The 24876-nt window shown below is 63.7% G+C and carries 24 protein-coding genes and 1 tRNA gene; 19 read left to right on the top strand and 6 right to left on the bottom strand.

Annotated elements, in window-relative coordinates; translation table 11 throughout:
- Positions 1-4 precede the first annotated feature (4 nt).
- From H2LOC_RS14875 to H2LOC_RS22020, 10 genes are all read left to right on the top strand, one after another.
- A complete protein-coding gene (locus H2LOC_RS14875) occupies positions 5-1486 on the top strand; it encodes an efflux transporter outer membrane subunit (RefSeq protein ID WP_136497760.1) in 1482 nt (493 codons plus the stop codon).
- Positions 1487-2154: 668 nt separating this feature from the next.
- Entirely contained in the window at positions 2155-3189 is a 1035-nt protein-coding gene (locus tag H2LOC_RS14870) for a D-alanine--D-alanine ligase family protein (RefSeq protein WP_246206845.1), read from the top strand.
- Entirely contained in the window at positions 3186-4271 is a 1086-nt protein-coding gene (locus tag H2LOC_RS14865) for an ABC transporter substrate-binding protein (RefSeq protein ID WP_246206844.1), read from the top strand. Before H2LOC_RS14870 ends, H2LOC_RS14865 begins: the two co-directional genes overlap by 4 nt.
- Entirely contained in the window at positions 4259-4957 is a 699-nt protein-coding gene (locus H2LOC_RS14860) for a GTP-binding protein (protein WP_136497758.1), read from the top strand. Before H2LOC_RS14865 ends, H2LOC_RS14860 begins: the two co-directional genes overlap by 13 nt.
- Entirely contained in the window at positions 4954-5976 is a 1023-nt protein-coding gene (locus H2LOC_RS14855) for an ATP-binding cassette domain-containing protein (protein WP_136497757.1), read from the top strand. Before H2LOC_RS14860 ends, H2LOC_RS14855 begins: the two co-directional genes overlap by 4 nt.
- On the top strand, positions 5958-6515 hold the full coding sequence (locus tag H2LOC_RS14850; protein ID WP_136497756.1) for an NAD(P)H nitroreductase: 558 nt from the start codon (positions 5958-5960) through the stop codon (positions 6513-6515). The genes H2LOC_RS14855 and H2LOC_RS14850 overlap by 19 nt, the downstream gene beginning before the upstream one ends.
- Before the next feature lie 34 nt (positions 6516-6549).
- On the top strand, positions 6550-8022 hold the full coding sequence (locus H2LOC_RS14845) for a Rossmann-like domain-containing protein (RefSeq protein WP_136497755.1): 1473 nt from the start codon (positions 6550-6552) through the stop codon (positions 8020-8022).
- Positions 8023-8168: 146 nt separating this feature from the next.
- Positions 8169-8561 (top strand): hypothetical protein, encoded by a 393-nt coding sequence (locus H2LOC_RS14840; protein WP_136497754.1) that lies wholly within the window; start codon positions 8169-8171, stop codon positions 8559-8561.
- A gap of 566 nt (positions 8562-9127) precedes the next feature.
- Positions 9128-9445, top strand: coding sequence for a hypothetical protein (locus tag H2LOC_RS14830; RefSeq protein WP_136497753.1), 318 nt, complete (start codon positions 9128-9130; stop codon positions 9443-9445).
- A 37-nt stretch (positions 9446-9482) separates the two neighbouring features.
- A complete protein-coding gene (locus tag H2LOC_RS22020) occupies positions 9483-9935 on the top strand; it encodes a glutaredoxin family protein (protein ID WP_343040032.1) in 453 nt (150 codons plus the stop codon).
- 324 nt (positions 9936-10259) lie between these two features.
- On the opposite strand, the gene H2LOC_RS14820 is transcribed toward H2LOC_RS22020, so the two are convergent.
- On the bottom strand, positions 10260-10457 hold the full coding sequence (locus H2LOC_RS14820; RefSeq protein WP_136497752.1) for a Nif11-like leader peptide family natural product precursor: 198 nt from the start codon (positions 10455-10457) through the stop codon (positions 10260-10262).
- 284 nt (positions 10458-10741) lie between these two features.
- A tRNA-Gly gene (locus H2LOC_RS14815) sits at positions 10742-10816 on the bottom strand.
- Between the two features lie 227 nt (positions 10817-11043).
- Between H2LOC_RS14815 and rplS the strand changes: the two genes are divergently transcribed.
- The gene (gene rplS, locus H2LOC_RS14810) at positions 11044-11430 is read left to right on the top strand and encodes a 50S ribosomal protein L19 (protein WP_136497751.1); all 387 of its coding nucleotides are present in this window, start codon (positions 11044-11046) and stop codon (positions 11428-11430) included.
- Between the two features lie 175 nt (positions 11431-11605).
- Here rplS and H2LOC_RS14805 read toward each other — a convergent pair whose 3' ends face one another.
- The gene (locus H2LOC_RS14805) at positions 11606-12091 is read right to left on the bottom strand and encodes a bactofilin family protein (RefSeq protein ID WP_136497750.1); all 486 of its coding nucleotides are present in this window, start codon (positions 12089-12091) and stop codon (positions 11606-11608) included.
- A 509-nt stretch (positions 12092-12600) separates the two neighbouring features.
- Here H2LOC_RS14805 and H2LOC_RS14800 point away from each other — a divergent pair.
- Positions 12601-14049: a DegQ family serine endoprotease gene (locus H2LOC_RS14800; RefSeq protein WP_425487343.1), complete on the top strand. Its 1449-nt coding sequence runs from the start codon at positions 12601-12603 to the stop codon at positions 14047-14049.
- 82 nt (positions 14050-14131) lie between these two features.
- Here H2LOC_RS14800 and H2LOC_RS14795 read toward each other — a convergent pair whose 3' ends face one another.
- The 3 genes from H2LOC_RS14795 to H2LOC_RS14785 form a co-directional block, all read right to left on the bottom strand.
- The gene (locus H2LOC_RS14795) at positions 14132-14842 is read right to left on the bottom strand and encodes a DUF1345 domain-containing protein (protein ID WP_136497749.1); all 711 of its coding nucleotides are present in this window, start codon (positions 14840-14842) and stop codon (positions 14132-14134) included.
- 14 nt (positions 14843-14856) lie between these two features.
- Positions 14857-15789: a polyprenyl synthetase family protein gene (locus H2LOC_RS14790; RefSeq protein ID WP_136497748.1), complete on the bottom strand. Its 933-nt coding sequence runs from the start codon at positions 15787-15789 to the stop codon at positions 14857-14859.
- A 497-nt stretch (positions 15790-16286) separates the two neighbouring features.
- Positions 16287-17033, bottom strand: coding sequence for a YebC/PmpR family DNA-binding transcriptional regulator (locus H2LOC_RS14785; RefSeq protein ID WP_136497747.1), 747 nt, complete (start codon positions 17031-17033; stop codon positions 16287-16289).
- A gap of 555 nt (positions 17034-17588) precedes the next feature.
- Between H2LOC_RS14785 and H2LOC_RS14780 the strand changes: the two genes are divergently transcribed.
- From H2LOC_RS14780 to H2LOC_RS14750, 7 genes are all read left to right on the top strand, one after another.
- A complete protein-coding gene (locus H2LOC_RS14780) occupies positions 17589-17921 on the top strand; it encodes a YidB family protein (protein WP_136497746.1) in 333 nt (110 codons plus the stop codon).
- A gap of 396 nt (positions 17922-18317) precedes the next feature.
- Entirely contained in the window at positions 18318-19316 is a 999-nt protein-coding gene (gene gmd / locus H2LOC_RS14775) for a GDP-mannose 4,6-dehydratase (RefSeq protein ID WP_136496784.1), read from the top strand.
- A gap of 11 nt (positions 19317-19327) precedes the next feature.
- On the top strand, positions 19328-20317 hold the full coding sequence (locus H2LOC_RS14770) for an NAD-dependent epimerase/dehydratase family protein (RefSeq protein WP_136497745.1): 990 nt from the start codon (positions 19328-19330) through the stop codon (positions 20315-20317).
- Positions 20314-21735 (top strand): glycosyltransferase family 4 protein, encoded by a 1422-nt coding sequence (locus H2LOC_RS14765; RefSeq protein WP_136497744.1) that lies wholly within the window; start codon positions 20314-20316, stop codon positions 21733-21735. The genes H2LOC_RS14770 and H2LOC_RS14765 overlap by 4 nt, the downstream gene beginning before the upstream one ends.
- A gap of 188 nt (positions 21736-21923) precedes the next feature.
- Positions 21924-22460 (top strand): hypothetical protein, encoded by a 537-nt coding sequence (locus tag H2LOC_RS14760; RefSeq protein ID WP_136497743.1) that lies wholly within the window; start codon positions 21924-21926, stop codon positions 22458-22460.
- Positions 22461-22685: 225 nt separating this feature from the next.
- Positions 22686-23594: an outer membrane protein gene (locus H2LOC_RS14755; RefSeq protein ID WP_136497742.1), complete on the top strand. Its 909-nt coding sequence runs from the start codon at positions 22686-22688 to the stop codon at positions 23592-23594.
- Positions 23595-23810: 216 nt separating this feature from the next.
- Positions 23811-24812 (top strand): adenosine kinase, encoded by a 1002-nt coding sequence (locus H2LOC_RS14750; RefSeq protein WP_136497741.1) that lies wholly within the window; start codon positions 23811-23813, stop codon positions 24810-24812.
- Positions 24813-24876: the final 64 nt, after the last annotated feature.

The following is a 24876-nucleotide window of genomic DNA, read 5'->3' as shown; positions in this document are numbered from 1 at the left end:
TCGAATGTTTTATGCCGCGGCCGGCTGCGCGCTCCTTTCGGGCTGCGCCCTCGGCCCCGATTTTGCGCCGCCCGATCCGCCGCTGCCCGACTCTTCTTTCGAGCGCAGCAACGCCTCGCCCCCCGACGCCATTCCGGCCCCGCCCGATCCGCAATGGTGGCGGGCGTTCTGCGATCCACTGCTCACGCGTCTCGAAAAGCGCGTGGCGCAGGACAATCTCGATGTGCAGACGGCCACCATCCGCCTCGCCGAAAGCCGCTTCGAGCGCAATGTCGCGGCGGCGGCCCAGTTTCCCGGCGTCAACGCCAGCGGCAGGTTCCAGCGCGAGCTCTATAGCGCCAACGGCATAGCCAGCCTGCTCGGCGCGCTCATCCCGGGCAACCAGAGCAACGGCGTGAATATCCCGCCGATCAGCGATTACACCGTGGGGCTGGACGCTTCCTGGGAGCTGGATCTCTGGGGCCATGTCAGGCGCCAGGTCGAATCCGCGGAGGCTCAGGCCCAGCAATCGGAAGAAATGCGCCGCGACGCCCTGGTCTCGTCCGAGGCGGAACTCGCCCGCGACTATATCCAGCTTCGCGGCGTGCAGACCCAGATCAAAATCGCCGAAGCCAATCTGAAGGTCAGCCAGGAGATCCAGAGGGTAGCCGAGGAGCGGCAGGCCAAGGGAATCAGAACCGGCTATGAGGCGCAGACCTCGGCGGCCCAGACCGAAAGCGTGCGCGCTCAAATTCCGGCGCTGGCGAGCGACGAAAGCCGTTATGTCAACGCCATTGGGTTCCTGCTCGGCGAGCCGCCCGAAACGCTCAAAGGCGAGCTCGGCGCCGGCAAGCGCGTTCCGCTGGCGCCGCCCCGGACGCCGGTCGGCCTTCCTTCCGAGCTTGCGCGCCGGCGGCCCGACATCAGGGCCGCGGAAGCGCAGCTGCATTCGGCCACGGCCGAAATCGGCGTCGCCGTGGCGTCCTTCTACCCCACGGTGAAGTTGAACGGCACGATCGGCTTCGACGCGCTCAACCTCAAAAAGCTGTTTTGGGGCAGCTCGCTGCAATACAACGCCGGACCCAGCGTCTCGCTACCGATCTTCGACGCCGGCAGGCTGAAGGGAACGCTGGAGCTGAGAAAGGCGCAGCAGCAGGAAGCGGCCGTCGCCTATCAGAAGACCGTGCTGCAGGCCTGGCGCGAAGTGGTCGACGCGCTGGTCGCGCATCGCGAGGAGCTGCAGCGGCGCGCCCGTCTCAAGGCGCAGTTCGACCATGCGCGCGCGGCGCTCGGAATCGCCAAAGACCGATACAAGCAGGGGGTGGGCGATTTCCTGAGCGTCCTCGACGCGGAGCGCTCCATGCTGCAGGCCGCCCAGCAATATGAGACCAGCGCGACCAACGTCTCGCTCGATCTGGTGCAGCTCTACAAGGCGCTCGGCGGCGGCTGGGAGGAAGTCTACCCGGAGGCGCCGTCGCCGGAGCCGGAGATTGTCTCGGCGCTATAGGGCGGATCACACCGTTGGCGGGGCCGGCCCCTGGGTCGTTTTTGCGAAATGGAGCCCGCGCTGCTTCGGCCGCGGTAGAGCCGCGGATCATCATGCGCGACATCGGGCTGTATCCACCCCATGACGTCAGCGATGAGGCGGTCGGATTGGTCATCAGGGCGTCGCCGGCCGAATGGGCGTTGGCGTTCTCGATGAGCTGTCCGGGCGTGGCGTTGAGCGAGCAGGGAATGTCATGAGGAGGCGGCTTGCCCATCGGCCCGAGCGATAACACCTATGGGTTCGATAGCCGCTCTCCTCGTACGTGGGCGTACCTTTTTGAATTCGAAGTTCTCGAAGGAGCATGCGGCGCGAGCGAAGCGCCATCGCCGGCATCGGGCGTCGCAGGCGCTCGCGGCTCGCTCTCCCGTTACGGCGCGAAATCGCTCAAAGCCAAGTGCAGCGCAGAAGTCTCGTCGTTCGCGCCAGAGCGTTTCCATCCGAAGTGGGCGCCGGTTCGGCGTGGGAAACGCGTCAAAACAAAAACTTGGAGTCTTTTCATGTTTCCCGGAAACATGAAAAGACTCCAGGCCGGAGCGCTCGACGCGGGACACCGGTGAAGCGATTCTTCCAAGGCTGGCGCCGCCCTTGCTGTGGTTCGGAGACGTCGAGGCGCAGTGGAGAGGCCGCAAATGCGTGAGCAGCCAACGCCTGATCAACTCTTGCGCCCGCCTCCCGCGCCGAGCACGCGCATTTTTCTATTGGCGCGCTCGGCGCCGCTCGCGCCCGAATATGCGCCTGCGGCTCACTCGGGCGACGGCGGCTATCCCGCCTACTATCATCGCGTTTGGACTGTGCTGAGCGGGCTGGGCTACCGCGTGACCACTTCGAACCATTTTCGCGACCTCTACACGCAGGCGCAATCGATCGATCTCGTTTTTTCGCTCTATAACTGTGCGCCTTTCGACAATCCGGAAATCTTCGTCGCCTCGACATGCGAGTTTCTGCATCTGCCGCATATCGGCGCCAAGCCCAACATCCGAGCGCTCGCCGAAGACAAATGGCTCTCCAAAAATTTTGCGCGCGCCATCGGCATGCCCGTGACGGAAGGCGCGATCTTTGCCCGCCCGCAGGACATGAAGACCGAGCCGCCGTTTCCGGGGCCCTATTTCATAAAAAGCCGCTTCGGCGCGGCCTCGGAGGGCGTGTCGGAACAATCGATGCAAGAAGACTGGGCCGGGGCGAAGCGCGTCGCCGGCGCGTTGTTCGAGCGCGGCGCATCGGTTCTTGTCGAGCAGTACGCCGAAGGCCTGGACGTCACGGTGCCCGTCTTGGGCGGTGCGACTCCAATCTTGCTCGGACTGGTTCATCCGCGGTCGGACCGCCTCGGCGCCATCATCACAGAGGAGCTGAAGCGCGACGATCCCCTGGGTTACGAGCTCTTCGACGCCGGCAAGAAGACAATGAGCTTCTTCGACGACGCACAAAAACTTTGGTCCGCCGCCGGTCCCATGGACTACTTGCGGCTCGACTATCGCTACGATCCAAAGACAGGCAAGCGCGTTTTTCTCGAGTTCAATCTCTGCTGCCACATAGGCCGCAGCGGCGCCATCTGTCTTGCTGCTTCCCGTTGGGGGCTCTCACAGGAAGATGTCCTCGGCCACGTCATCGAGTATTCTCTCGGTCGGCAGGCCCGCCAAGTGGAGACACGGCGATGGGCGCTATGACGCGCGTTCTTCCCGAGCTCGATCTCGATCCGGCGCGACGGATTTTCGGTGATCCGTTCGCGACCGGAAAAAGCCCCCGCAGCCTGGATCTCCTCGCTTCCTCTCCTGTGCCGTTGCGTATGCAAATGCGGGATGATCTAGCGCAGGCGATCGGCGCTCATGTCGCGAACGGCGGCGCGCCCTTCAAATGCTTCATGCCGCTCGGGCAGGGCGGCAGAACGCCGATGGAAGAGCTGCGTTTCATCCGAAAGCTCGATGAATTTCCGAAATTGCTGGTCTCCTCGGAGAACGGCAACGCCTTCAATCGTGCATTCCATGCCGAGCACGTCGAGCAAGACGCCTTCTGCTCGATGCAGCCGGAGGGCGCGGCGCACACCTTCGTCGAGGCTGGACTGATCGACCCGCGCGGGTGGATCGGCGTGTATGCCGTCGCGCCGTTCGTCCTTCTGATCGACCGCCAGCAGCTCGGCTCGCGACCGGTTCCGCACAGTTGGGCGGAGCTCGCCGATCCTCTCTACCGAGGCGCGATCGTCTTTCCGGGGTGGCGCCGGGCGGACGCGCAGGGCTGGCGGACATACAATCATCTCTTCTTGCTCGTGATGCTTCGTCTTTTGGGCGAGTCCGGCTTCTGGAGCCTGCTGACGAACGCGCCGACGCTGATGCATTCGGCGCAGATGCCTCGCCTTGCCGGAAGCGGCGCTTCGCCGGGGGCTGTCTATGTTCTTCCCTGGGCTCAAGCGGCGCTCTGTCCACGTCGCGATCGAACGCAGATCATCTGGCCGCGAGAGGGCGCAATGGCGTTTCCGCTCTGGATGACCGCGCAGCGCGCCCATCGCGATCGAATCTTCCCGCTCGCCGATTATTTCTTCGACCCGGCGACGGCGGATTGGCTCGATCAAAATCTTTATCCTTCGCTTGCGCCACATCGTGGAGCAGGCGTTCCAAGCGGTGAAGGCCTGATTTTTCCTGGTTGGGACTATTTGCGTCATCGCTGCGCCGCGGAGGACTTGAAGAGGGCCGTGGCCCGATTCCATCGGAGCCGTGAGTTCGTCGAACGCGAGGGCTGCAGATGCGCGTCATAACAGTCTCGGGGCCGCCCTCGGTGGGCAAGACCTCGGTCGTGCTGAAAACTGTCGCGGGTCTCGCCGGACGGGCGGGGCCGATCGGCGTCGTCAAATTCGACTCGCTTTCGACCTCGGACGACGCCATCTATGCGAAAGCCGGCCTGCCCGTCGTCACCGGGCTGGCCGGAGGACTATGCCCGGATCATTTCTTCGTCAGCAACATCGACGATTGCTTGACGTGGGCCAAGAAGAAGGAGCTGGGCGTCCTCATCGCCGAAAGCGCGGGACTGTGCAATCGATGCTCGCCTCACATCCAGGGAATACTCGGCATCTGCGTCGTGGATGCGCTGTCCGGCATTCACACGCCGCGCAAGATCGGGCCGATGCTGAAATTCGCCGACATCGTCGTGATCACAAAAGGCGATATCGTCAGTCAGGCGGAGCGAGAGGTCTTCGCTTTCAATGTCCAGACCGCGAATCCGAATGCAATCGTGGTGTCGTTCAATGGCCTGACGGGACAAGGCGCCGCCGAACTGGGCTTTCACCTCGCCCAGGCTCCCATGGTCGAGGGGTTGGAAGGAAGCCGCCTGCGCTTCCCGATGCCATCTGCTGTCTGCCCCTACTGCATCGGCGAGACGCTGATCGGCCCCGATCATCAAAGAGGGAATGTTCGCAAAATGTCGTTTGGAGACATTGCGCAATGAACGACGGACTGCGGGAGCGTCGCGTCAAGGAGCTGGAGGCTCTGCATCCGGAAATTCGCCATCTTTTGAACCGGGCGGATCCCCTTGCGGAAAAGCTCGAGCTGCCTTTTGGCCGTTGGCTCGAGAGCCTCGACCCGGGGCGGCTGAGCGAAGCGGGCCTTGACGCCGAGCAGCTTCGCGCTCGCGTGGAAGCGATACTCTCGCAGGCTCAGGCGTCGCGCCCCGATGCACATGCGGCCTTGTCGTCCCTGACATTGAAGGGGGGTGTCGACAAGGCCGGAAAGCGCGAGGCGCTCGATCTCGAAATCAAGGTCGGCGAAGTGATATGTATCGTCGGCCCCACTGGCTCGGGCAAGAGTCGTCTGCTGGGGGATATCGAATCTCTCGCCCAAGGCGATTCGCCTTCCGGCCGGACCGTCCTGGTGAACGGCGCGCCGCCCGATCCGTCCACGCGGTTCGGGTCGAATCGCCGCCTGGTGGCGCAGCTTTCTCAGAACATGAATTTCGTCGTGGATCTCTCTGTGCTGGAGTTTCTGACGATGCACGCGGCTTGCCGCAGCGTCGGTTCCCCCGCGAGCGTCGTCGCGGAGGTCATCGCCTGCGCAAATGAATTGGCCGGCGAACGCTTCGCGCCGGAGACGGCCGTGACGCAACTGAGCGGTGGGCAGAGCCGCGCTCTGATGATCGCCGATACCGCGCTGCTGTCTGCTTCTCCGATTGTGCTGATCGACGAAATCGAGAACGCGGGGATTGATCGAAGTCGAGCCTTGCAGCTCTTGATCGCGCGTGAAAAGATCGTTCTGATTTCGACCCATGATCCGATATTGGCGCTGATGGGGAACAAGAGAATCGTCGTCGGCAATGGGTCGGTCGTCGACATAATCGAAACGAGCTACCTCGAACGTTGGCGCCTCCAGGAACTGCAGAGGCTGGACGCGTGCATCATGGATGTGCGACGCCGCCTTCGTGAGGGGAAGCGTATCGAGGACGTGGATAGCTCATGGGGACCCCCGTTTTAAACCTGCTTTTGGAACGGCGTTCCTGCTCTTCGCTCGGCGAACCGGCTCCGGACGAGCAGGCTCTCGACGTCATCTTTCGCGCGGCCCTTCGGGTCCCGGATTTTCAACGGTTGCGCCCATACCGTTTTTTAGTCGCCTCGGGCGATGGCCTGCATCGTCTCGGGGCGTTGATGCAGGACGCGGCTCGTCAATCCGGACTTGCCGACGAGATCGTCGACCGGGCCCTTGGCATGCCCAAACGGGCGCCGATGGTCGTGGTGGTGGCGGCAATTCACCGCCCGCATAAGGTCGTGACGCCGTTCGAACAACAGCTCACAGCCGGCTGCGCCGTGATGGCCATGCAGATGGCCGCCTTTGCCCAAGGCTACGGCGGCATATGGCGCTCCGGCTGGCCCATGTTCAACCGAACGCTGCACTCGGCCCTCGGTCTCGCCGAGGCCGATCAAATCGTCGGGTTTCTCTATCTCGGCACTCCGACCGCGGAACCGAAAAACCCATTGCCGGGCGCCGAATGGGCGAGTTTCGTTCAATGGTTATGATTCCGAACTCCCCGAAGGCGGCTATCGCCATCTCATGGACAGCTGCCGAGCGCCCGATCTGAAAACCGATCGCATAGGCGACGGCGAGCTGAAGATCATCACCGAAGTCCGTTCTCTCGATGGAGCGAACGAACCGGCGCCGTCACGTTTGGGAGCAAAGAGCGGTTCGGTTCGGCGCAACCGCATTGGCTCGACGCTTGCTTCAGCTTGCCGGGAAGAGCGTTTCGAGCAGCTGTCGTCGAGCGAAACGGCCCATCCTCGCGCAGCAGCAGGCGAGCATATCATGCAAGACGTCAACGTCTCCCGACGCTCGGCCGTGGAATTTAGGGCCGTTCCGACGCCTTGGATTCGCCCGGGGGTGGTGGTGCACGACGCCGGGCTGCTCGTAGATGCGCTTCTCGAGGAATTTTCTCTTGTATTGCGTTCGCGCGGATTCGACGTGCACGGATATGTGCAGCGTAGCGATCGCGATTGCACCAGGAAGGGCGACGGCTGCTCGATACGCGTGAACTATCGAGATGTCGGATCCGAGAAGATCCTGTCCCTCGAGCGCGGGGCGGTCGCCGCTCTCTTGCGTGAGGCGCGTTCCCGCAATTCCGACCTTGTCGTCTTCAGTCGCTTTTCCGCATGCCTTCCACTCGATGAGGGCGTCGAGCCCGCATTCCAGCTGTTTTCAAAGGGGCCGCCGATTCTGACGTCCATCGCCGGACAGTGCGTCGAGAAATGGCATAGCCGGACGGGGCATGAAGGCGCGCTGCTCGCTCCGGACATCAAATCTCTATGGCGGTGGTGGGGGCCCGAACGTCTCTATCGCGATCTCATTCTTGGAGTCGATGAAAGCGAGGTGCGACGTATCGTCTGCGGCGCGCGCTGGATCATGGTCGAAGGACCGTCGGGAACAGGGCTCGCTTATTTGCCGAAGCATCCCAGAGAACTCGCGTCCCGTCTTCCGCGTCACGCTCGCGAGAGTCTGAGAACCCTCGCGGAGTTGGCTCAGTCCACGGATCCGCTCGACACCGCTCTTGGAGTCGCCGCGATCAATGCGCATTACAATCGAGTCGGTCTCGACGCCAAAGCGGGCAACGGAGCCAAAAAGCTCCGCGATGTTCCCGGCAGGCCGGTGGCGATCGGCGCCTTTCCCGGAATTGACGGGATATTTCCGGATTGCACGGTTGTAGAGACGGATCCTCGTCCCAACGAATATCCATTGGCGGCTTTGGACGCCCTGCTGCCGGGCCGTGGGGCGGCGGTCATAAATTCTTCGGCGCTGATCAATCGTAGCTTGTCGCGCATTCTTCGGCTCGCCGCCAGCCGGGATGTCGCGCTGATCGGACCGTCGACGCCGCTTACGCCCAGGCTCTTCGATTATGGCCTCCGTGTTTTGGGAGGGCTGATCGTCGACGATACGGACGGGCTCGCGAATGCAATCGCATCCGGCGCGCTGCCCCGGGAATTTGGCCGCTTCGGTCGATTTGTCCATCTCGACTGCAGCGAGTCGAGCAAATAAAAGAGGCCCCGCACTCATTCGCATTGGCTGAGCAAACAAATTCGACGGCTCACTTATAAGGGAGTCGCCCGATACGGCATGAGCCGCTTCCAAATCCCCAAACCGAGGCGCTTCGAGAAGGCGCAATCGAAACTATGGAGGACGGCATGCCGCGTTGTCACGAATCGACTTTGCATGGCCTCGGCGGCGAGACCAGGAACGAAGACATCTCGCTCTCAAGATATGTGATCGGGTTACGCCTGCTCGGTCACGATTTCGAGGCGATAGCGCTCGCATTTGCCGACGGAGCGGTCGAAGCCTTGGCGGCTGCAGGATTTCGAGGTCCCATGCTCGACCGCGCTCTAGGGACGTTAGCCGAAGCGATGCAGGAACATGCCGGGGAGCTAGCGAAGGTTTCGGAGAGATCGCCGTCCGTCAAAGCTACGCTAAAGGCTGCGATCGCAGCTGCTGGTCGAACGCGAATGACGCCTGAAATCACCCGGGACGACCAACCGCCGACGCCCGCAGTCAGCCTCGAGGAGTTGACGGTGAAACGGTGAAGTGATCCGAAAGCCGCCGCTCGACGCCACCCCGCTCATCGACGTGGCGATTGGGCGTCGTGCGGCGACTTGCGTTTGGAATCTGTCGGGAGGCGAACGACAACGTGTCGCTATCGCGCGCACTGGCGCGTCGTCTTCGCCTTCTTCTCGGGGATGAGCCCTTCTCTTTCGTCGATTCGGCCTTGGCCGGACGCCTCGGCGAAGAGATTCGTCAATTCGTCTCGCAGGATTTCAACGAGACTGGAAACCATTTGAATGGCCTCTACAGCTTGAGAAGAGCCAAATGGCGTCGGCGCCGCGGGGCGCCTGACGCGCGCCTTCAACTGCCTCAAGCCGCATTCAAATGAAACGCAGCGATGAACTGACAGCCGAGGCGGGACCGAAGCGCAGCCTGCGCGGGCGACGTGTCGGTTCCGAAGGACGGCGCTGAAGCCGAGCCGCATGGCAGGAATTTTGATGAGTTTGAGAAGACCGCAAAAATATAGGCTCTCATGCACAAGCACGACAACGCTCGGCGCGCAATTCCCATACCTCCCATCCGGGCCCGCCCAGGAGAGGCGCTGGCGTTGGATGCTGGCAAAACATTCGATGTGTCTTCGGCGGTCGCCGAGATCTTGGCGCAGCCCGTGCGGTTCGAGCATGCCGAGATCGACCTCGCGTCTTTGTCGTCGCAGATCAGAGGCCGAAGCAAATTGACGTTCCATTACGTCGCCGCCATGACGCGGGCGAACGCCAGGCGGCCGCTGCTTCTGGCGCGGCAGAGCGACGGAAGCCTCATTCTTCTCGACGGCAGACACCGGGCCGCCCGGTCGTTGCAACTCGGATACGTCCAAGCGGCGGCCTGGATATTGTCGCCGGATCAGCTTTCCAAATTCAGCCGCTGAGCTTCGAGCCTCGTCGGGCGTGAGGCGCCGCTTTTCGGTGGGCGACACGGCGTCGAGGGATGGCCCCAGCATTGCTGTTGAAGCGACGGCGCGAATTCTCGTCGCGCGTCCTACCGCCCGCACAGTCCGGGCGCAACGCAGAAAGGTCGAACCCGTGGTGGAAACCGCGTCCAGCTTCATCAAATCACTTATCGACGGCAACGATGTCGTTCTGTTCATGAACGGGGTTCCTTCCCAGCCGCAATGCCCTTCCTCGTCCGCCATGGTGTCGATTCTCCACCGCCTCAACGCGCCCTTCAACCCCGTGAATTTGCTTTCCAACCCGCGCATTCGCGACGGCCTAAAGGAGTTGTCGGACGGATCGGCCCTTCCGCGCCTCTATGTCAAAGGCGACTTCGTCGGCGGCTCCGAGATCGTCAAGGACATGTACGCCGCCGGAGCGTTGACCAAGCTTCTCACCGACAAGGGCATTGCGCATTACCCTGTCTGATCGGGATTCGGCTCGTCGCCGCTCAGGGCGAGCCAGACGGAGCCTGGAACGGCGAGCCCGGGCGCAGCGGACGAAATCGTACGATCGGTTTACGTATCCGTCAGGTTCGCCAGCCTCCGCAGCGCCCTTCGCGAATGAAACCGGTCGGACGGGCGTCATGAGGGATCGCCAATGCGGGGACCAGGCTTGCGTCAGGCGGTTTCTTCGACGCCAACCCGAACGCGCCCGAGGAAGTCACGCTTCCTCATCGCATAGGCGGCGAGACTTGCGCATCCGGGGGGCGTCATTCCAATTCCGTATTTTTTGGGAAAGCGGGGCCGCGCCCTATTTCTCGATCAGATCGTTTTCCCGACAATAGGCTTCCTGACCCCGTTTGAACTCGCTCAAGGTGAATTCGAAGCCTTCTTCGCGCATGGCGGCCCAACTCGCCTCTTCGTCATCGCTCAAAGCGGTCATGCGGGCGCGAAACTCTTCGTCCGAATGCATGCGCTTGATATAGGCGAGAGCGGATTCGACGGACATGTTCAGGCTTCCAGAAACCCACGCGGGGATGATCCTTAAATGGAGCAACATCCGGGCCGCGATCGGAAATGGCGTTTCCAGGACGGAGTCGAACCGTTCTTTCGCTGGGCCGGGCGACCCCTCGAGATCAAGCGTTTCCTCGACAGCTGCGAAAGCGCCGTCCGCGTTCAGCTCGCTGTGGTCGAAGGCGACATCGGAGCCCGATACGATGGCGCATCACGGCAGAAACGACGAAGGCCGCCTCGCGGCGGCCTTTCGTAAGCGCTTGATTCTTTTTTCCGAACTGGAGCGGGCGAAGGGATTCGAACCCTCGACCCCAACCTTGGCAAGGTTGTGCTCTACCCCTGAGCTACACCCGCATCCGTGTCCGGCGCTTCGCCGAAGCGACCGTGGCCGTCTTATGGCCTAAACGAATTTGCTTTGCAACAGGCCGAGCGCAAGTTTTGTGAATTTTATGACGCGGGTCCCCGCTATCGACTTTTCCCTCGGCTTCGTGTAGGGGAGCCCTCTCAACTAAAACAGCGTCCCGAAACGCTCGTCGCCGCGGCTCCGCTGCGGGAAAGACGAAACGGCAGGAGTTGAACTCATGAACATCATCGCCCAGCTCGAGGCCGAGCAGGCCGCAAAACTGCTCGAAGGCAAGACCATTCCGGAGTTTCGCCCCGGCGACACCGTGGTGGTCAATGTGAAGGTCAAGGAAGGTGAGCGCACCCGCGTCCAGGCCTATGAAGGCGTCGTGATCTCCCGCCAGGGCGGCGGCCTGAACGAGAGCTTCACGGTTCGCAAGATTTCCTATGGCGAGGGCGTCGAGCGCGTCTTCCCGATCCATGCCCCGCTGATCGATTCGATCAAGGTGGTCCGCCGCGGCAAGGTCCGCCGCGCCAAGCTCTATTATCTGCGCGATCGTCGCGGCAAATCCGCCCGTATCGCCGAACGCGTCGAGTCCAAGCCGAAAGACGCGGCCAAGAAGTAAAATTTGCGAAAAGCGAAATTTGCGGGCGCGGCGGTTTTCGCCGCGTCTTTTTTTTTGCAAAGCCCGCGGACTTCGCCGGAAATTCGGGCTGCGCGATTTACCTGCGAATTGGGCGGTCCCTTTCGATCGGAAACCGCCCTCATTCACCAGAACTCGATCCAATTCCGCCGTGCGATCAGGCTCTCCTGCGTCGCAGCAGAGCCCGGCTGGTCAGGCTCGCGACACGGTCGCCGCCCTGCGCGGGAGCTTCGTCCTCTTCGATGTCAGCGACGAATTCGGGTTTGCCGACCGGCGGGCGAGAGGAAGCGGGTTTTGTTTCAGCGCGAATTTCCGCCGCCTCCGCCACCCCCGAAAGCACGCCGCCCTTTTCGACTTCGATCTCGCCGTAAACCCACTTGCCTTCGACGCGTCCGGAGGATCTGACGATCAGCAATCCCCGCACGGTGATATCCTCGCCGATCTTGCCGTAGATGTCGGCTTCGGAAACGGAAATCGAACCCGTTACGACGCCCGACGGCCCTACGATCAGCCGGCTGCAGGAGATTTCCCCCTCGACGGCGCCGTCGACGACGACGATATCCTCCGCCTCCACCTTTCCGCTCAGCGAAGCGCCTTCGCCTATGTGGACGACGTTCTTTTCTTCCGGCCTGAATTCCTTCATCTGGATTGATCCCTGTCCGATATGGGTTGGCGTCTGGCGGGCTGCCGCAGCGACGACGGCGCTGTCCGGGCAATGATTTTTTCTTGCGAATCGCCAATCAACGCGACGACGCCGGCGGCCTGACGAAAAGACGACAGCACGGGCTCCGCGCCAGAAACTCTATATATGGCGCGGTCTTACTGCACACACTCGCCCCGGTTCGGGACAATAATATTGCTCTTCGAACCCTGTCAAACCGACGGCCGTCGCCTTCTTTGCGAAGGGATTTTTCGCCCGATTCGGTCGGCTGCGCTCGCAATGGAAGAATGGCCGCCGCCGAAGGCTTTTTTGGGACGCGCCCCGGCGCATTTTCCGCTCCAGCGGCGGCGAGAGACGTGAAAACCAGGTGGGGCGCGCCTTCGACGATCGACCCTGTTCTTATGCGTTGGCGAAGGATTATATAAATGTCGCTTGCGCCGCGGCGCCGCCTCCGCCGGCGACGGGCCGCGAGCTTTCGTCATGGAGCCATGATGCCACCGATTCAGCGAATTGCAGCGAGCGCCGCCCTGATGGCGGCGTTGGGGTTCTTTGTTCTTGCGCCCGTTATGTCGGCTCCCGTCTTCGCGCAGGCGGCGCCCGCGTCGGAACGGACGGCGCCGCAATCGCGCACCGAGATTCTCCTTTCCTTCGCTCCGGTCGCCAAAAAGGCGCAGCCCGCCGTCGTGAACGTCTTTGCCTCGCGGGTCGAGAAAATGCCCACCAATCCACTGTTCGACGATCCGATCTTCCGCCGCTTCTTCGGCGAGGGCGGAGGACCCTCCGGCCGCAACACGGCGCAGTCGCTCGGCTCCGGCGTCATCGTCGATCCTTCGGGACTCGTCGTGACCAACCATCATGTCATCGAAGGGATGACCGACGTCAAAGTCTCCCTCTCCGACAAAAGGGAAATCCCCGCGAAGATTCTGCTGCGCGATCCACGGACCGATCTCGCTGTGCTGAAGCTCGCCGAGGGCGACAATTTTCCGGTCATGGAGCTGGGCGATTCGGACGCCATCGAAGTCGGCGATCTCGCGCTCGCGATCGGCAATCCTTTTGGCGTCGGCCAGACGGTCACCCAGGGCATCGTTTCGGCTCTGGCGCGCACGCAGGTCGGCATTTCCGACTACGGCTTCTTCATTCAGACCGACGCGGCCATCAATCCCGGCAATTCGGGCGGCCCGCTGGTGGACATGAACGGCCGCGTCATCGGCATCAATTCGGCGATCTTCTCGAAATCCGGCGGGTCGGTGGGCATCGGCTTCGCGATCCCCGTCAATATGGTCAAGATCGTCATTGCGGCGGCCAAGGGCGGCGGCAAGCAGGTGCGGCGTCCCTGGCTCGGGGCGACGCTTCAGGCCCTGTCCAGGGAGATCGCCGAGAATCTCGGATTGGAGCGTCCGTCCGGCGCGCTCCTTGCGGACATAGACGCGAAGGGTCCGGCGGCTGATGCGGGTTTGAAGCGCGGCGACGTGATCGTTTCGGTCGACGGCCAGGCCGCCGACGATCCGGAGGCGGTGGGCTACAGGCTCGCCACCAAGCCCGTCGGCGGGGTCGCAAGCCTCGGCGTGCTGCGCGGGGGCAAGAAGATAGTCGCGCCGATGAAGCTCGTCGCCGCGCCCGAGGTTCCGGCCCGCGACGCCATCAAGATAAAAGGGCAGAGTCCCTTTGCCGGGGCGACGGTGGTGAACATCTCGCCCGCAGTGATCGAGGAGCTGTCGGTGCAGGGCGCTTCGTCCGGCGTCGTCGTCGCCGACATCGAGGAAGGCTCCTTTGCGCAGCAGCTCAATCTCCAGAAAGGCGACATCGTGATCGCCGTGAACGACCGCAAGATCGGGGCGACGCGCGAACTCGATCAGGTCGCGAACGGCGGCCGCGCCTATTACTGGAAGATCACCCTCGCCCGCGGCGGACAGGTTTTTACGACGGTGGTGGGGGGATAGCGTCGGCGGTCCGGCGCTATTCTCGGAGGGAGCGGGGCTTTTCCTGTCGCTCGAGGGCTTTTGGGCGGCAGGCGCGGCGCGTTCAGACGATTCCGCTCGCGATATTGACCGTCAGGCCGATGATGGCGAGATTGTAGAAAAACGCCAGACCGCCATGGACCGCCGTCAGCATCCGCATGGAGCGCGAGGTCGTGGCGACGTCCGCGGTCTGAGAAGCAAGGCCGATGACATAGGCGTAATAGAGAAAATCCACATAATTCGGCGGCTCTCCGCCCGGAAAGACGAGCCCGCCGCGCTCCTCGAGCTTCTTGGCGGGATTGGCTCTCAGCTCGTCGTAATATTCATGCGCGTAATGAATGGCGAAAGTCAGATGCATGAACATCCAGCTGTCGATCACGGTCAGCACGGTGAGGCCGAGATGCAGCGCCTTGGGCCAGCCCTGCATGTTCTTCACCGGACCCAGCTCCAGCACGATCGCGCCCATCGACGCGCAGGCCGCGCCTATGGCGAGCATGAGGATCAGGAGGCGGCCCTCGTCCTGGAAGCGCGCGCGGCGCCTGACCGTCTCCTGGTCGGCGCGCGCGATCATGACGAAGGCCGAGGCCAGATAGCCGAGAACGGCGGCGTTCCAGGCGATCAGCGCTCTCGTCGCAGGGCGCAGATAATGGGGCAGGGCGAGGCCCAGGACGACCCCGATGGCGACACAGACGACGAGCCGGGGCCGCGAGCGCAGCACCCGGAAGGGCTTCAGCAGCGGCGAACGCATGCGTCTCAGAGAAATCCCTTCCGTCATCGCCCGCTCCGCCGTCAGCTGTTGCGAAGCGCCACGAAACGCGCGGCCTCCGCCAGCGTCGCCGTGGCGTCGCCGAGGCCGGTTTCCTCGAGGGCTGCGATCGCCTCCTCGACCAGAGCGTCCCGGCGGGCCTTGGCGGCTTCGAGTCCCAAGAGGCCGACGAGCGTCGCCTTGCCGCGTTCGGCGTCTTTTCCGGCGCGCTTGCCCAAAGCCGCGGCGTCTCCCTCGGCGTCGAGGATGTCGTCGGCGACCTGAAAAGCGGCGCCGAGCGCGGCGCCATAGCGCGTAAGCGTCGCCGCCTGCCGTTGATCGGCGGCGCCGAGAATGGCGCCTGCATCGACCGCAAAACGTAGCAGGGCCCCCGTCTTCATCGCCTGCAGGGTCAGGATTTCCTGCTGGTTGAGGGGTTTTTGCGCGGATTCGGCGGCAAGGTCCAGCGCCTGTCCGCCGACCATGCCGCCAAGACCCGCGGCGCGGGCGAGGGCCAGAACGAGATTCGCCCTGACCGCGGCGTCGGGGTGGGTGGCGGGGTCGGCCAGCACATCGAAAGCGTAGGTCAGCAAGGCGTCGCCGGCCAGGATGGCGGTGGCCTCGTCGAAAGCCTTGTGGGCGGTGGGGCGTCCGCGTCGCAGATCGTCGTCGTCCATGGCGGGGAGATCGTCATGCACGAGCGAATAGCAGTGCACCATCTCGAGCGCGCAGCCGGCGCGCAGCGGCCCTTCGCCGGAAAGGCCGAAAAGCGCGGCCGATTCGATCACCAGAAAGGGACGCAGCCTCTTGCCGCCGCCGAGAGTGGCGTAGCGGATCGCTTCCAGCAGACGGGCGGGCCGTTCGATTTCCCCTTTGAGCGTCGACGGCGCGAGCAGGGCGTCCAGCTTTTGCTCGACGGCTGCTGCTGCTGCGTCCAGCCGGCCGATGAAGTGATCCGCGCGATCTTCGGCGTTCATGGTGGGGGCCTTTCCTAAAATGACTTCAGCGGCCCTATGGCGCGCTTTTTGGGGTTCGCTCGCAGCTCGCGGCGCGACAGGGGCGGCCCGCCGCAGGCCTCCGCGTCGCAGGAGGCCGTTCGCCCCCTGCAAGGACGCGCTCTAGCAAATCCCTTGGCGATTCCCAACCCGCCCGCTCGGCTGGCATTAAGACTGCATTAACATTTTGGCGGCGGCTAGCGTCTCATGCTCGACGAGAACCTCAGAGCATGAAGACATCTTGTTGAATCGGCGGGTCGGAGCGCGTTCTGATCGCGAAGGCGATGCGCTCCAAAGGCTCTGCGAGCTGAGGGAGCAGGAAAATGGCGAACAGCCAACTGGTCGAACTTTGCGCGGCTCTGGCCGCATTTATGGTCACCGGCGCCGCGGTGTTCGGCGCCTGGTGAGGGCAAATCGGATTCCCCGGGCTGGAGCGCATTCCCGTCGCAACAGCATATAGGCTCTTGCGACGAGGCGCTTCAGGCCGACATCTTGGCGACGAGGGCGTCCGAGAATTCGGCGTTCACATAGACGTTCTGGACGTCGTCGTTGTCCTCGAGCGAGCCGATCAGACGCAGGATTTTCTCGCCGGCTTCGTCGTCGACCGCGATCGTGTTCTGAGGCCGCCAGATCAGCGCAGCTTTCCTCGAGTCGCCGAACTTCTCCTCGAGCGCCTTGGCCACGTCGCGAAGGCTTTCGACCGAGGTGACGATCTCGTGGGTTTCCTCGTTCGAGGAGACGTCGTCGGCGCCGGCCTCGATGGCGGCCTCCATCATGGCGTCCTCGGAGGCGGCCTTGCGGTCGAATTCGATCTGGCCGACGCGATCGAACATGAAGGACACCGCGCCGGTCTCCGCCAGCGATCCCCCGGCTTTGGTGAAGTATGAACGCACTTCGCCCGCGGTGCGGTTGCGGTTGTCGGTCAAAGCCTCGACGATCAACGCCACGCCGCCGGGCGCATAGCCCTCGTAGCGCACTTCGTCGTAGTTCTCGGCGTCCGCGCCGGAGGCTTTCTTGATGGCGCGCTCGATATTGTCCTTGGGCATGTTCTCCGCGCGGGCCGCGAGAACCGCCGCGCGCAGGCGCGCGTTCATATTGGGGTCCGGCAGGCCCATTTTGGCCGCAACGGTGATTTCGCGGGCGAACTTGGAGAAGAGCTTGGAGCGGATCGCGTCCTGCTTGCCCTTCTTGTGCATGATGTTTTTGAACTGACTATGTCCCGCCATCCTCGTCGCCCTGCCGTGTGTCCGATATTGTTCCGCGACCGGCGAGGAAGCGCTGCAAAGCCGCGCCCGCCGCCGCTGTGGCGAATTCTCGAAAAAGTCGAATTCGCCGCCGATTATCTTTCTGGCGCGATTTCTCGCTCGCCCGATTCCCTGATCGGTCCCGGACGCGCGACGCAGCGCGCTATGGGGCCTTCGGGAAGCCGGTCGCATTGCGACAGGCGAAGCGCAAAGCGCGCCGATGCGCCCATATACGCCGCCCGGGGCCGGAAATAAAGGAAGGCCCGCCCTCGGACGGGGCGGGGAGCGAAAAAAGCGCCGCCGGCGGCGAAGGACGTCCACGCCGCCTTCACGGGTTCCGGCGAGGACGCCGGGACCGCCGACGGGTTGGAATGTCGCACCGGGGAAAGACAGCGGCTCAAGGCGTTGATCTGACGCCATAGTTTAGGTTCCGGCCGTCAATTCAGGGCTTTGGGCGTTTTTCCCGGTCTTTCAACCTTGGTCCGAAGCTGGTTTAAAGAGGCTGACGCGCAGCGTCGTTCAGTGCGGGAGATTGAAATGGGCTTGCTTGATGGAATTATCGGCGGCGTGATCGGCGCCGAAGCCTTGTCTCTGGTCAAGGGATATGTCGACAAACACGGCGGTCTCGACGGCGTGGTCGCCGAATTCGAAAAATCCGGCTATGGACAGCAGGTGAAATCCTGGATCGGGACCGGTCAAAATCTGCCGGTGTCCGCCGAGGACGTGAAAAAAATCCTCGGCTCCGAGAAGATCAAGGAATTGGCGGCCGCCACCGGCATCCCGGTCGACAAGGCCGCCGAATATCTCGCCGAGCACCTTCCGACCGCAGTCGATAAATCCACCCCCGACGGAACCCTGCCGCCGAAGTAAAAGCCGCGCCGAGATTAGGCTTTCGGCGACTCGCGCCGGGGCGCCGGGAATGCGCCCGGATCTCGGGCTTTCCGGCCGGATGATTCATCCGGTCGGAGACCCTCCCGCGCGCTCGGCCCAAAAGAGCCGCCCGATCCTCGCTCACGCCATCTCTGAGCCCTTGCCAGGCTATGGGCGTTTTTGTATGTGGCGAAGAGGCTCGGCGTCTTTGTTTCGGAAAATTCGGCGGCCTTCCGGAAATACTGAAGAATTTGGCGGCGAAACGTTATCGGAGACATCGCCGCATATTTCGATCGCGCCTTCCGGCCCGCCTTCGGGGCGATCGGCCATGGCCGGAGCCGGTCGATCTGCGCAGGGCCGAAGCGGCGGCGCGCCTACAGCATAATGAGGAATGGAATGTCGAAGCGGGCGTTGATTACCGGCATCACGGGTCAGGACGGAGCCTATCTCTCGCAACTGCTGCTGGAGAAGGGCTACGAGGTTCACGGGGTGATCCGGCGGTCGTCGCACCGCGGGGTCGAGGATCACCGGCTGCGCTGGCTCGGCGTCGCCCACAAGGTCAAGCTGCACGACGGCGATCTCGGCGACCTCTCCAGCCTGCTGCGGATCGTGCAGGACACCCGCCCGGACGAGATCTACAATCTCGCGGCGCAGTCTTTCGTGGCTTCGTCGTGGCGCCAGCCGGTGCTGACGGCCAACATCACCGCGGTGGGCGTGACCAACATGCTGGAGGCGATGCGGATCGAGGCCCCGCAGGCGCGGTTCTACCAGGCTTCCTCCTCGGAGATGTATGGCCTGATCCAGGAGCCGATGCAGCGTGAGACGACGCCGTTCTATCCGCGCTCGCCCTATGCTGTGGCCAAGCTCTACGGGCACTGGATCACGGTGAACTACCGCGAGAGCTTCGGGCTTCACGCCTCCTCGGGCATATTGTTCAACCATGAGAGCCCGCTGCGCGGCATCGAATTCGTGACCCGCAAGGTCAGCGACGGGGTGGCGCGGATCAAGCTGGGGCTGGCGCAGGAGTTGCGGCTCGGCAACATCGACGCCAAGCGGGACTGGGGCCATGCCCGGGACTACGTGCGGGCGATGTGGCTGATGCTGCAGCAGGAGACGCCGGACGATTATGTGGTGGCGACCGGGGTGACGACGACGGTTCGCGACATGTGCCGGATCGCCTTCGATCACGTCGGGCTGGACATGGACAAGCATGTCGTGATCGACCCGGCGTTCTACCGGCCGGCGGAGGTCGACATATTGCTGGGCGACTCGTCCAAGGCGCGCGCCAAGCTTGGATGGGCGCCCGCGACCGAACTCACCGCCCTGATCAAGGAAATGGTCGACGCCGACCTCGTGAGGGTGAAGGCCGAAAACGCCGCCGCCGCGAAGGCTTGACGGGAGAAGGGATGGCGGGCTTCCAGAGGATATTGTTGACCGGCGGCGGGGGGTTCGTGGGCTCCTATCTCGCCCCCCTGCTGACGCAGGCCTATCCGGATGCGCAAAAGGCGATGCTGGCCCTGGGCGAGGACCGGGTGGCCGCGGCTCCTTGCGGCGGTTGGACCCTTGCGCGCGGCGATCTTCTCGACGCCCCGGCGATCGAGGCGATCGTTTCGGCCCTGCGCCCGGATCTCGTGGTGCATCTCGCCGGACAGGCGTCGATCGGCACGGCGCTGGGCGCAGCCGAGCAGACCTGGCGCGCCAATCTGCACGGCTCCTTCAACCTCGCCGCCGCGCTGGCGCGCCACACCCCCGAAACGACGCTGTTGTTCGCCTCCAGCGCCTCCGTCTACGGCGCGAGCCTCCTGGACGGACCTGCGACCGAGAACGCGCCATTGCGTCCGCTCGACGCCTATGGACGCTCCAAAGTCGCGGCCGAGGGCGCGCTGGCGGATGTTCTCGGGCCGCGGTCGCGCCTGCTGATCGCGCGGCCGGTCAACCATTCCGGCCCCCGGCAAAGCGAGAAATTCTTCGTGCTCTCGTCCTTTGCAGCGCAGATCGCCGCAATGGAGTCCGGTCGGGCTCCGCCGCTCCTGCATGTCGGCGATCTTTCCAAGACCCGCGACTTTCTCGACGTCCGCGACGTGGTCTCGGCCTATATGGCCATGATCGACAACGCCGCGAAAATGCCCGAGCGGGTCAATTGCTTCAATGTCGCTTCCGGCGAACCCCATCCGATCGGCTATTTTCTCGACGGCCTTCGCCGGGAGTCGCATACGGCTTTCGAGACCGTGGTCGAGGCCCATCTGCTGCGGCCCTCGACCATAGACATCCCTGTCATCTCCTGCGACGCCACCAAGCTGCGCAAGCTCACGGGATGGCGCCAGCGCCATTCCGTCGACGACATGCTGAAATCCTTGCTTGATTATTGGCGCAGCGTCGAAAGCGCGCGCGCATGAGCGCCGCGCCGACGCCGACCGCCGACGAAAAAGACGAACAGATCAGGCTGCTGCGATATCAGCTCGACTTTCAGCGCGCGGAACTGCTCCATCTGACGCATGAACGGGACAGAATGGTCTATTCCGCGGCCTGGCTCGTCTTCAGGCCGCTTCGCGGTTTAGAGGCGAAGCTGGTCGATGCTGTCGGCGGGCTGTTCAAGAAAAAGGCGCTGCAGCGGGGCGTGGCGGGCGCCGGCCCCGCGTCGGCGCCCGAATCCCCGGTCCGGCATGCGCCGGCGGCCCGCCTTCTCGTCGACGTCACCGGCGCCGTCAAGCGCGACGCCGGAACCGGCATCCAGCGCGTGGTGAAGAAGGTCGTGGAAGCGCTCTATGGCGGCGAGCGCTACGAGATCCCGGCCATCGCGGTGCGCAGCGTCGAGGGTCGCCTGTTCTCGGCCCACGCCTACGCCGCCTCGCTGGCGGGGAAGGCCCCGATCGCGCCCGACCAAGAAATCGACATCCGTCCGGGCGATCGTTTCTTCATGCTGTCGGACAGCTGGAACGCCTTCGAGGAGCTTGCGCCTTTGTTCGCCCGCATCAGGGCCGAAGGCGGCGAGGTGATCTCCTGCATTTTCGATCTCATCCCCGAACTCCATCCGCACGCCTGCCATGAAGTGACGCCGCCGCTCTACGACGCCTGGCTGCGCAAGGCGCTTTTGGAGAGCGACGGCTTTCTCGCCATATCGAGAACCGTGGCGCAGGAGCTCGCCGATTTCGTGAAATCGCGCGGCCTCCCGCACCGGCCGGGCCTCAAGATCGGCTGGTTCCATTGCGGATGCGACATCGCATCCGGCGGCGACGCCCCGATCGCTCCGCAGATCAAAGAGGCGACCGCGGGGTCCTGCCCCGCGTTCCTGTGCGTTTCCACCATCGAGCCCCGCAAGGGCCAGCGCGTGGCGCTGCGGGCGTTCGAGAAGCTTTGGGGAGAGGGCGTCGAGGCGCGGCTCGTCTTCGTCGGCCGGCGCGGCTGGTTCGACGAGGCCATCGCCTATGAACTCGAAAACCATCCCGAGAAAGGCCGGCGCCTGTTCTGGTTCGGCGACGCCGGCGACGCCGATCTCGCCTATCTCTACGACCATGCGCGCGCTTTGGTGCTGCCGTCCTTCGCCGAGGGCTTCGGCCTGCCGATAGTCGAGGCCGCCTGGCGCGGCAGGCCGGTGCTCTGCAGCGACATTCCGGTGTTCCGGGAGGTCGGCGGCGAAGGCGCGATCTATTTCCGGGTCAACGACCCGGAGGCTCTCGCCGGGCGGGTCGAGGATTTCCTCGCCGGAAGGATCGCGGGCGATCCGACCAGGGTGCTGCGGGCGAGCTGGGCGGACGCGGCCCGGCGCATAACCGAGGTCGTCGCCAGAGACGACTGGAGCGACCGCCTGTCCTGACGCCGCCACGGCGCGAAAATGGATCGGCCCCGGCGCTTTTCGCGCAAAGAAAAACCATGGTATGGAAGCCGCGCAGGCTGCAGCCAGGCGGGTTCCTGCGCGCTTGAAGCGGCCTTTTGTCAACGGTTTTTCGTCCCTTTTCGGCAAGGCCGGCGGGAGGGAGGCCTCAACCTGTCAGGTTAGTCTTCATGGCGATCAAGCTACCCGGGAGCTGGGCGGAGTCCACGCCCAAAGCTCTGTACGACATCATCGCGCTCGAGGGCGGGCAGAAGAAGCTGCCGGCCAGCGTCCCGCTCATGGGCGGCTTTCTCTTGGCCTATGTGGTCGCCCAGGCGCTGGTTCATTCCGTGCACGATCACGGCGTCATCGGATCGCTCGGCTTCGGCATCGGCTCCGCCGCGCTGGTCGGCGGCCTCACCGCGGGCGCGCTCGTCTCCTACAAGCGCCGCGAGCTGATCGTCCAGACGGTGACCGCGCTCGCGGCCACGGGAGTCGCGATCGCGATCTCCTCCATCCTGCTGCATTTCCTGTTCGCGGTGGCGCTGCCGCCGCCCCTGCCGACCCAGCGGCTGGTGGGCTTTCTTCTGTTCCCGATCGCGATCTGGAACGTGTTCGCCTTCGCCTGGATCTATCGCCATGCGGCGATCCGGACCATTCCGGCTTTCGCCTTCGCGGTCGCGATCGTGATCATCATCTATTTCATCATGGCGACGCTGATTCACTGATTCGGCCTTTGGGGAGCGCATGCCGATGCGCTCCCGTTTGGCGCGCACGGTCTTCTCGCGCGCCGTGGCGGCCCGATTTCGGGTTAAAATTTTGATCTTCCGGCGCAAGAATTCGGAAACCATTCCGGCGAATTAAGCCGACATTAAGTATAATCGCTCATCTTTGCTTCATTGACGCGTCGGGAGCGGAACGGCCCGACCGGCGCGAAGCAAGGACGAGAGCAAATGGCTTTGAAGATTCTCCGCGCCCGCATGACCGCACTGGCGGCGCTTCTCGGCGCGTTCGTCGCTCCGGCCGCGATGGCCGCGGACATGCCCTTCCTCTCGGAGCCGGCGCCGGAACCGGTCAATCAGCAGCCGCTGGAATTCGGTTCGGGCTGGTATCTGCGCGGCGACGTCGGCTATTCCAACATGGCCCTTCCCGCGGTGTTCGCGGATTTTGCGAATTCGATCGGCCGCACCGGCGCGGTCACGGGCGGCGTGGGCGCCGGCTATCAATACAACAACTGGCTCCGCACCGATTTCACCATCGACCGGGGCGTGTTCCAGCCCCAGAGAACCGGGGCGCAGACATGGTGTCCCTATGGCAATGTGGTGGTTGACCAGACCACCAGCCTGCCGTTGGGGTATGCCTATAGTCCTAGCCAAACCTGCACGCCCTTGCTGAAGGCCGATCTCAATCGCACCTCTTTCCTCGCCAACGCCTATGTCGATCTCGGCAATTGGTGGGGATTGACGCCCTATATCGGCGCCGGCCTCGGCCTGTCCTATCTGCAGATGAGCGGCAGCGACGTCTGGTATAATTCCGCGACCGGCGCAGTCTGGTCAGCCGATCTCGGTCAAAATGGCGTGCCGTGGATCTGGAAAGGCGGCATCCCGCCCTACGGCTTTGCCTGGGGAACCACGAACTCGCACGCCAACTATCTGCAGAAGAAATCCTGGAAATTCGCCTGGAACGTCATGGCGGGCGTGAGCTACGATATCTCCCAGAATCTGAAGATCGACGTGCATTACCGCCTGCTCGACGCCGGCAGCTACACCAGCTTCCCCAACTCGATCACGGGCGCCGGCGGCGGCACCAAGGACCTCATCTCGCAGGAAGTGCGTCTCGGCTTCCGTCTCGTCGCCGACTGATCGGGCGATCGCAGCAATCAATGTTCTGGACAGGGGGCGCTCTCGGGGCGCCCCTGTTTATTTGCGCGCCGCGGTGGTAGTAACCGGCGCGCTTTCCGCCCGCGCGGCGTCGTTCGAGCGACCGGAAATCGCACGCAATTAAAAAGTTCCCTCAACGCCCGGCCCCGCGCTCTGGCGCACTTCCGCCGGCTCCATTCCATTCGCGGAAACTTGCTCATGGCTGAAACAATCGACGTGCTCGGCATCGGAAACGCCATTGTCGACACCCTTTCTCCCGCTCAGGACGACGCGCTGGTGCGGGCGGGGCTGCACAAGGGCGCCATGCAACTGGTCGACGAGGCCCGGGCCGCCGAGCTCTACGCCGCCATGGGCCCGACCACGATCGCCTCGGGAGGCTCCGCCGCCAACACGATGGCGGGCCTCGCCAGCCTCGGCGCCCGCACCGCCTTCGTCGGCAAGGTCAAGGACGACGAAGCCGGCCGCGAATTCGCCCATGACATCCGCAAGGCGGGCGTGAGCTTCGATACGCCTTTCGCGGCCGACGGCGCCGCCACCGCGCGCTGCCTGATCTTCGTCACGCCCGACGGCCAGAGGACGATGAACACTTTCCTCGGCGCCTGTCAGGCGCTCGGGCCGCAGGACATCGACGAAAATCTCGCGGCCAAAGCCAAGGTTCTCTACATGGAGGGCTATCTCTGGGATCCGCCGGGCGCCAAGGCCGCCTTTCTCGAGGCGGCGAAGATCAGCCGCGCCCATGGCCGCAAGGTGGCGCTCAGCCTCTCCGACGCCTTTTGCGTCGATCGCTACCGCGACGAGTTTCTCGGCCTCATCCGCGACCACGTGGTCGATATCGTGTTCGCCAATGAAAGCGAGCTGCATTCGCTCTACCAGACCGCGGATTTCGACACCGCGCTGAAAGCGCTGCAGGCCGAGAAAGACCTGCTCGGCGTCGTGACCCGCTCGGCGCAGGGCGTCGTGGTGGCGCAGGGAGCGAGCGTGGTTTCGGCTCCGGCTTTCCCGGTCGAGGAAGTGGTCGACACCACCGGCGCAGGCGATCTCTTCGCCGCCGGCTTCCTCGCCGGCTATACAAGGGATATGTCCCATGCGAGAAGCGCCGCGCTCGGCGCGCTGGCGGCGGCGGAGATCATCTCCCACTATGGCGCGCGGCCGCTGAAGGACCTCGCGCAGCTCGCCCGCGACAACGGGCTGCTCGGCTAAAGCGTGTTCCCAAAAAGTGCGAAGCGGTTTTTGGAAAAGAACACGCTTAATCAAGGATATTTGG

This window comes from Methylocystis heyeri, assembly GCF_004802635.2.
Taxonomy (GTDB): domain Bacteria; phylum Pseudomonadota; class Alphaproteobacteria; order Rhizobiales; family Beijerinckiaceae; genus Methylocystis; species Methylocystis heyeri.
The sequence above is the reverse complement of the archived record's forward strand: the minus strand, read 5'-3'. Positions and strand labels throughout refer to the sequence as shown.

Excerpts from the sequence above, each read along its gene's own strand:
- H2LOC_RS14845 (WP_136497755.1), top strand. The coding sequence starts at position 6,550 with ATGGACAGCTGCCGAGCGCCCGATCTGAAAACCGATCGCATAGGCGAC.
- H2LOC_RS14795 (WP_136497749.1), bottom strand. The coding sequence starts at position 14,842 with ATGACGGAAGGGATTTCTCTGAGACGCATGCGTTCGCCGCTGCTGAAG.
- H2LOC_RS14865 (WP_246206844.1), top strand. The coding sequence starts at position 3,186 with ATGACGCGCGTTCTTCCCGAGCTCGATCTCGATCCGGCGCGACGGATT.
- H2LOC_RS14860 (WP_136497758.1), top strand. The coding sequence starts at position 4,259 with ATGCGCGTCATAACAGTCTCGGGGCCGCCCTCGGTGGGCAAGACCTCG.
- H2LOC_RS14855 (WP_136497757.1), top strand. The coding sequence starts at position 4,954 with ATGAACGACGGACTGCGGGAGCGTCGCGTCAAGGAGCTGGAGGCTCTG.
- H2LOC_RS14805 (WP_136497750.1), bottom strand. The coding sequence starts at position 12,091 with ATGAAGGAATTCAGGCCGGAAGAAAAGAACGTCGTCCACATAGGCGAA.
- H2LOC_RS14870 (WP_246206845.1), top strand. The coding sequence starts at position 2,155 with ATGCGTGAGCAGCCAACGCCTGATCAACTCTTGCGCCCGCCTCCCGCG.
- rplS (WP_136497751.1), top strand. The coding sequence starts at position 11,044 with ATGAACATCATCGCCCAGCTCGAGGCCGAGCAGGCCGCAAAACTGCTC.
- H2LOC_RS14790 (WP_136497748.1), bottom strand. The coding sequence starts at position 15,789 with ATGAACGCCGAAGATCGCGCGGATCACTTCATCGGCCGGCTGGACGCA.
- H2LOC_RS14850 (WP_136497756.1), top strand. The coding sequence starts at position 5,958 with ATGGGGACCCCCGTTTTAAACCTGCTTTTGGAACGGCGTTCCTGCTCT.
- H2LOC_RS14875 (WP_136497760.1), top strand. The coding sequence starts at position 5 with ATGTTTTATGCCGCGGCCGGCTGCGCGCTCCTTTCGGGCTGCGCCCTC.
- H2LOC_RS14765 (WP_136497744.1), top strand. The coding sequence starts at position 20,314 with ATGAGCGCCGCGCCGACGCCGACCGCCGACGAAAAAGACGAACAGATC.
- H2LOC_RS14780 (WP_136497746.1), top strand. The coding sequence starts at position 17,589 with ATGGGCTTGCTTGATGGAATTATCGGCGGCGTGATCGGCGCCGAAGCC.
- H2LOC_RS14840 (WP_136497754.1), top strand. The coding sequence starts at position 8,169 with ATGCCGCGTTGTCACGAATCGACTTTGCATGGCCTCGGCGGCGAGACC.
- H2LOC_RS14800 (WP_425487343.1), top strand. The coding sequence starts at position 12,601 with ATGCCACCGATTCAGCGAATTGCAGCGAGCGCCGCCCTGATGGCGGCG.
- gmd (WP_136496784.1), top strand. The coding sequence starts at position 18,318 with ATGTCGAAGCGGGCGTTGATTACCGGCATCACGGGTCAGGACGGAGCC.
- H2LOC_RS14760 (WP_136497743.1), top strand. The coding sequence starts at position 21,924 with ATGGCGATCAAGCTACCCGGGAGCTGGGCGGAGTCCACGCCCAAAGCT.
- H2LOC_RS14750 (WP_136497741.1), top strand. The coding sequence starts at position 23,811 with ATGGCTGAAACAATCGACGTGCTCGGCATCGGAAACGCCATTGTCGAC.
- H2LOC_RS14820 (WP_136497752.1), bottom strand. The coding sequence starts at position 10,457 with ATGTCCGTCGAATCCGCTCTCGCCTATATCAAGCGCATGCATTCGGAC.
- H2LOC_RS14770 (WP_136497745.1), top strand. The coding sequence starts at position 19,328 with ATGGCGGGCTTCCAGAGGATATTGTTGACCGGCGGCGGGGGGTTCGTG.
- H2LOC_RS14785 (WP_136497747.1), bottom strand. The coding sequence starts at position 17,033 with ATGGCGGGACATAGTCAGTTCAAAAACATCATGCACAAGAAGGGCAAG.
- H2LOC_RS14755 (WP_136497742.1), top strand. The coding sequence starts at position 22,686 with ATGGCTTTGAAGATTCTCCGCGCCCGCATGACCGCACTGGCGGCGCTT.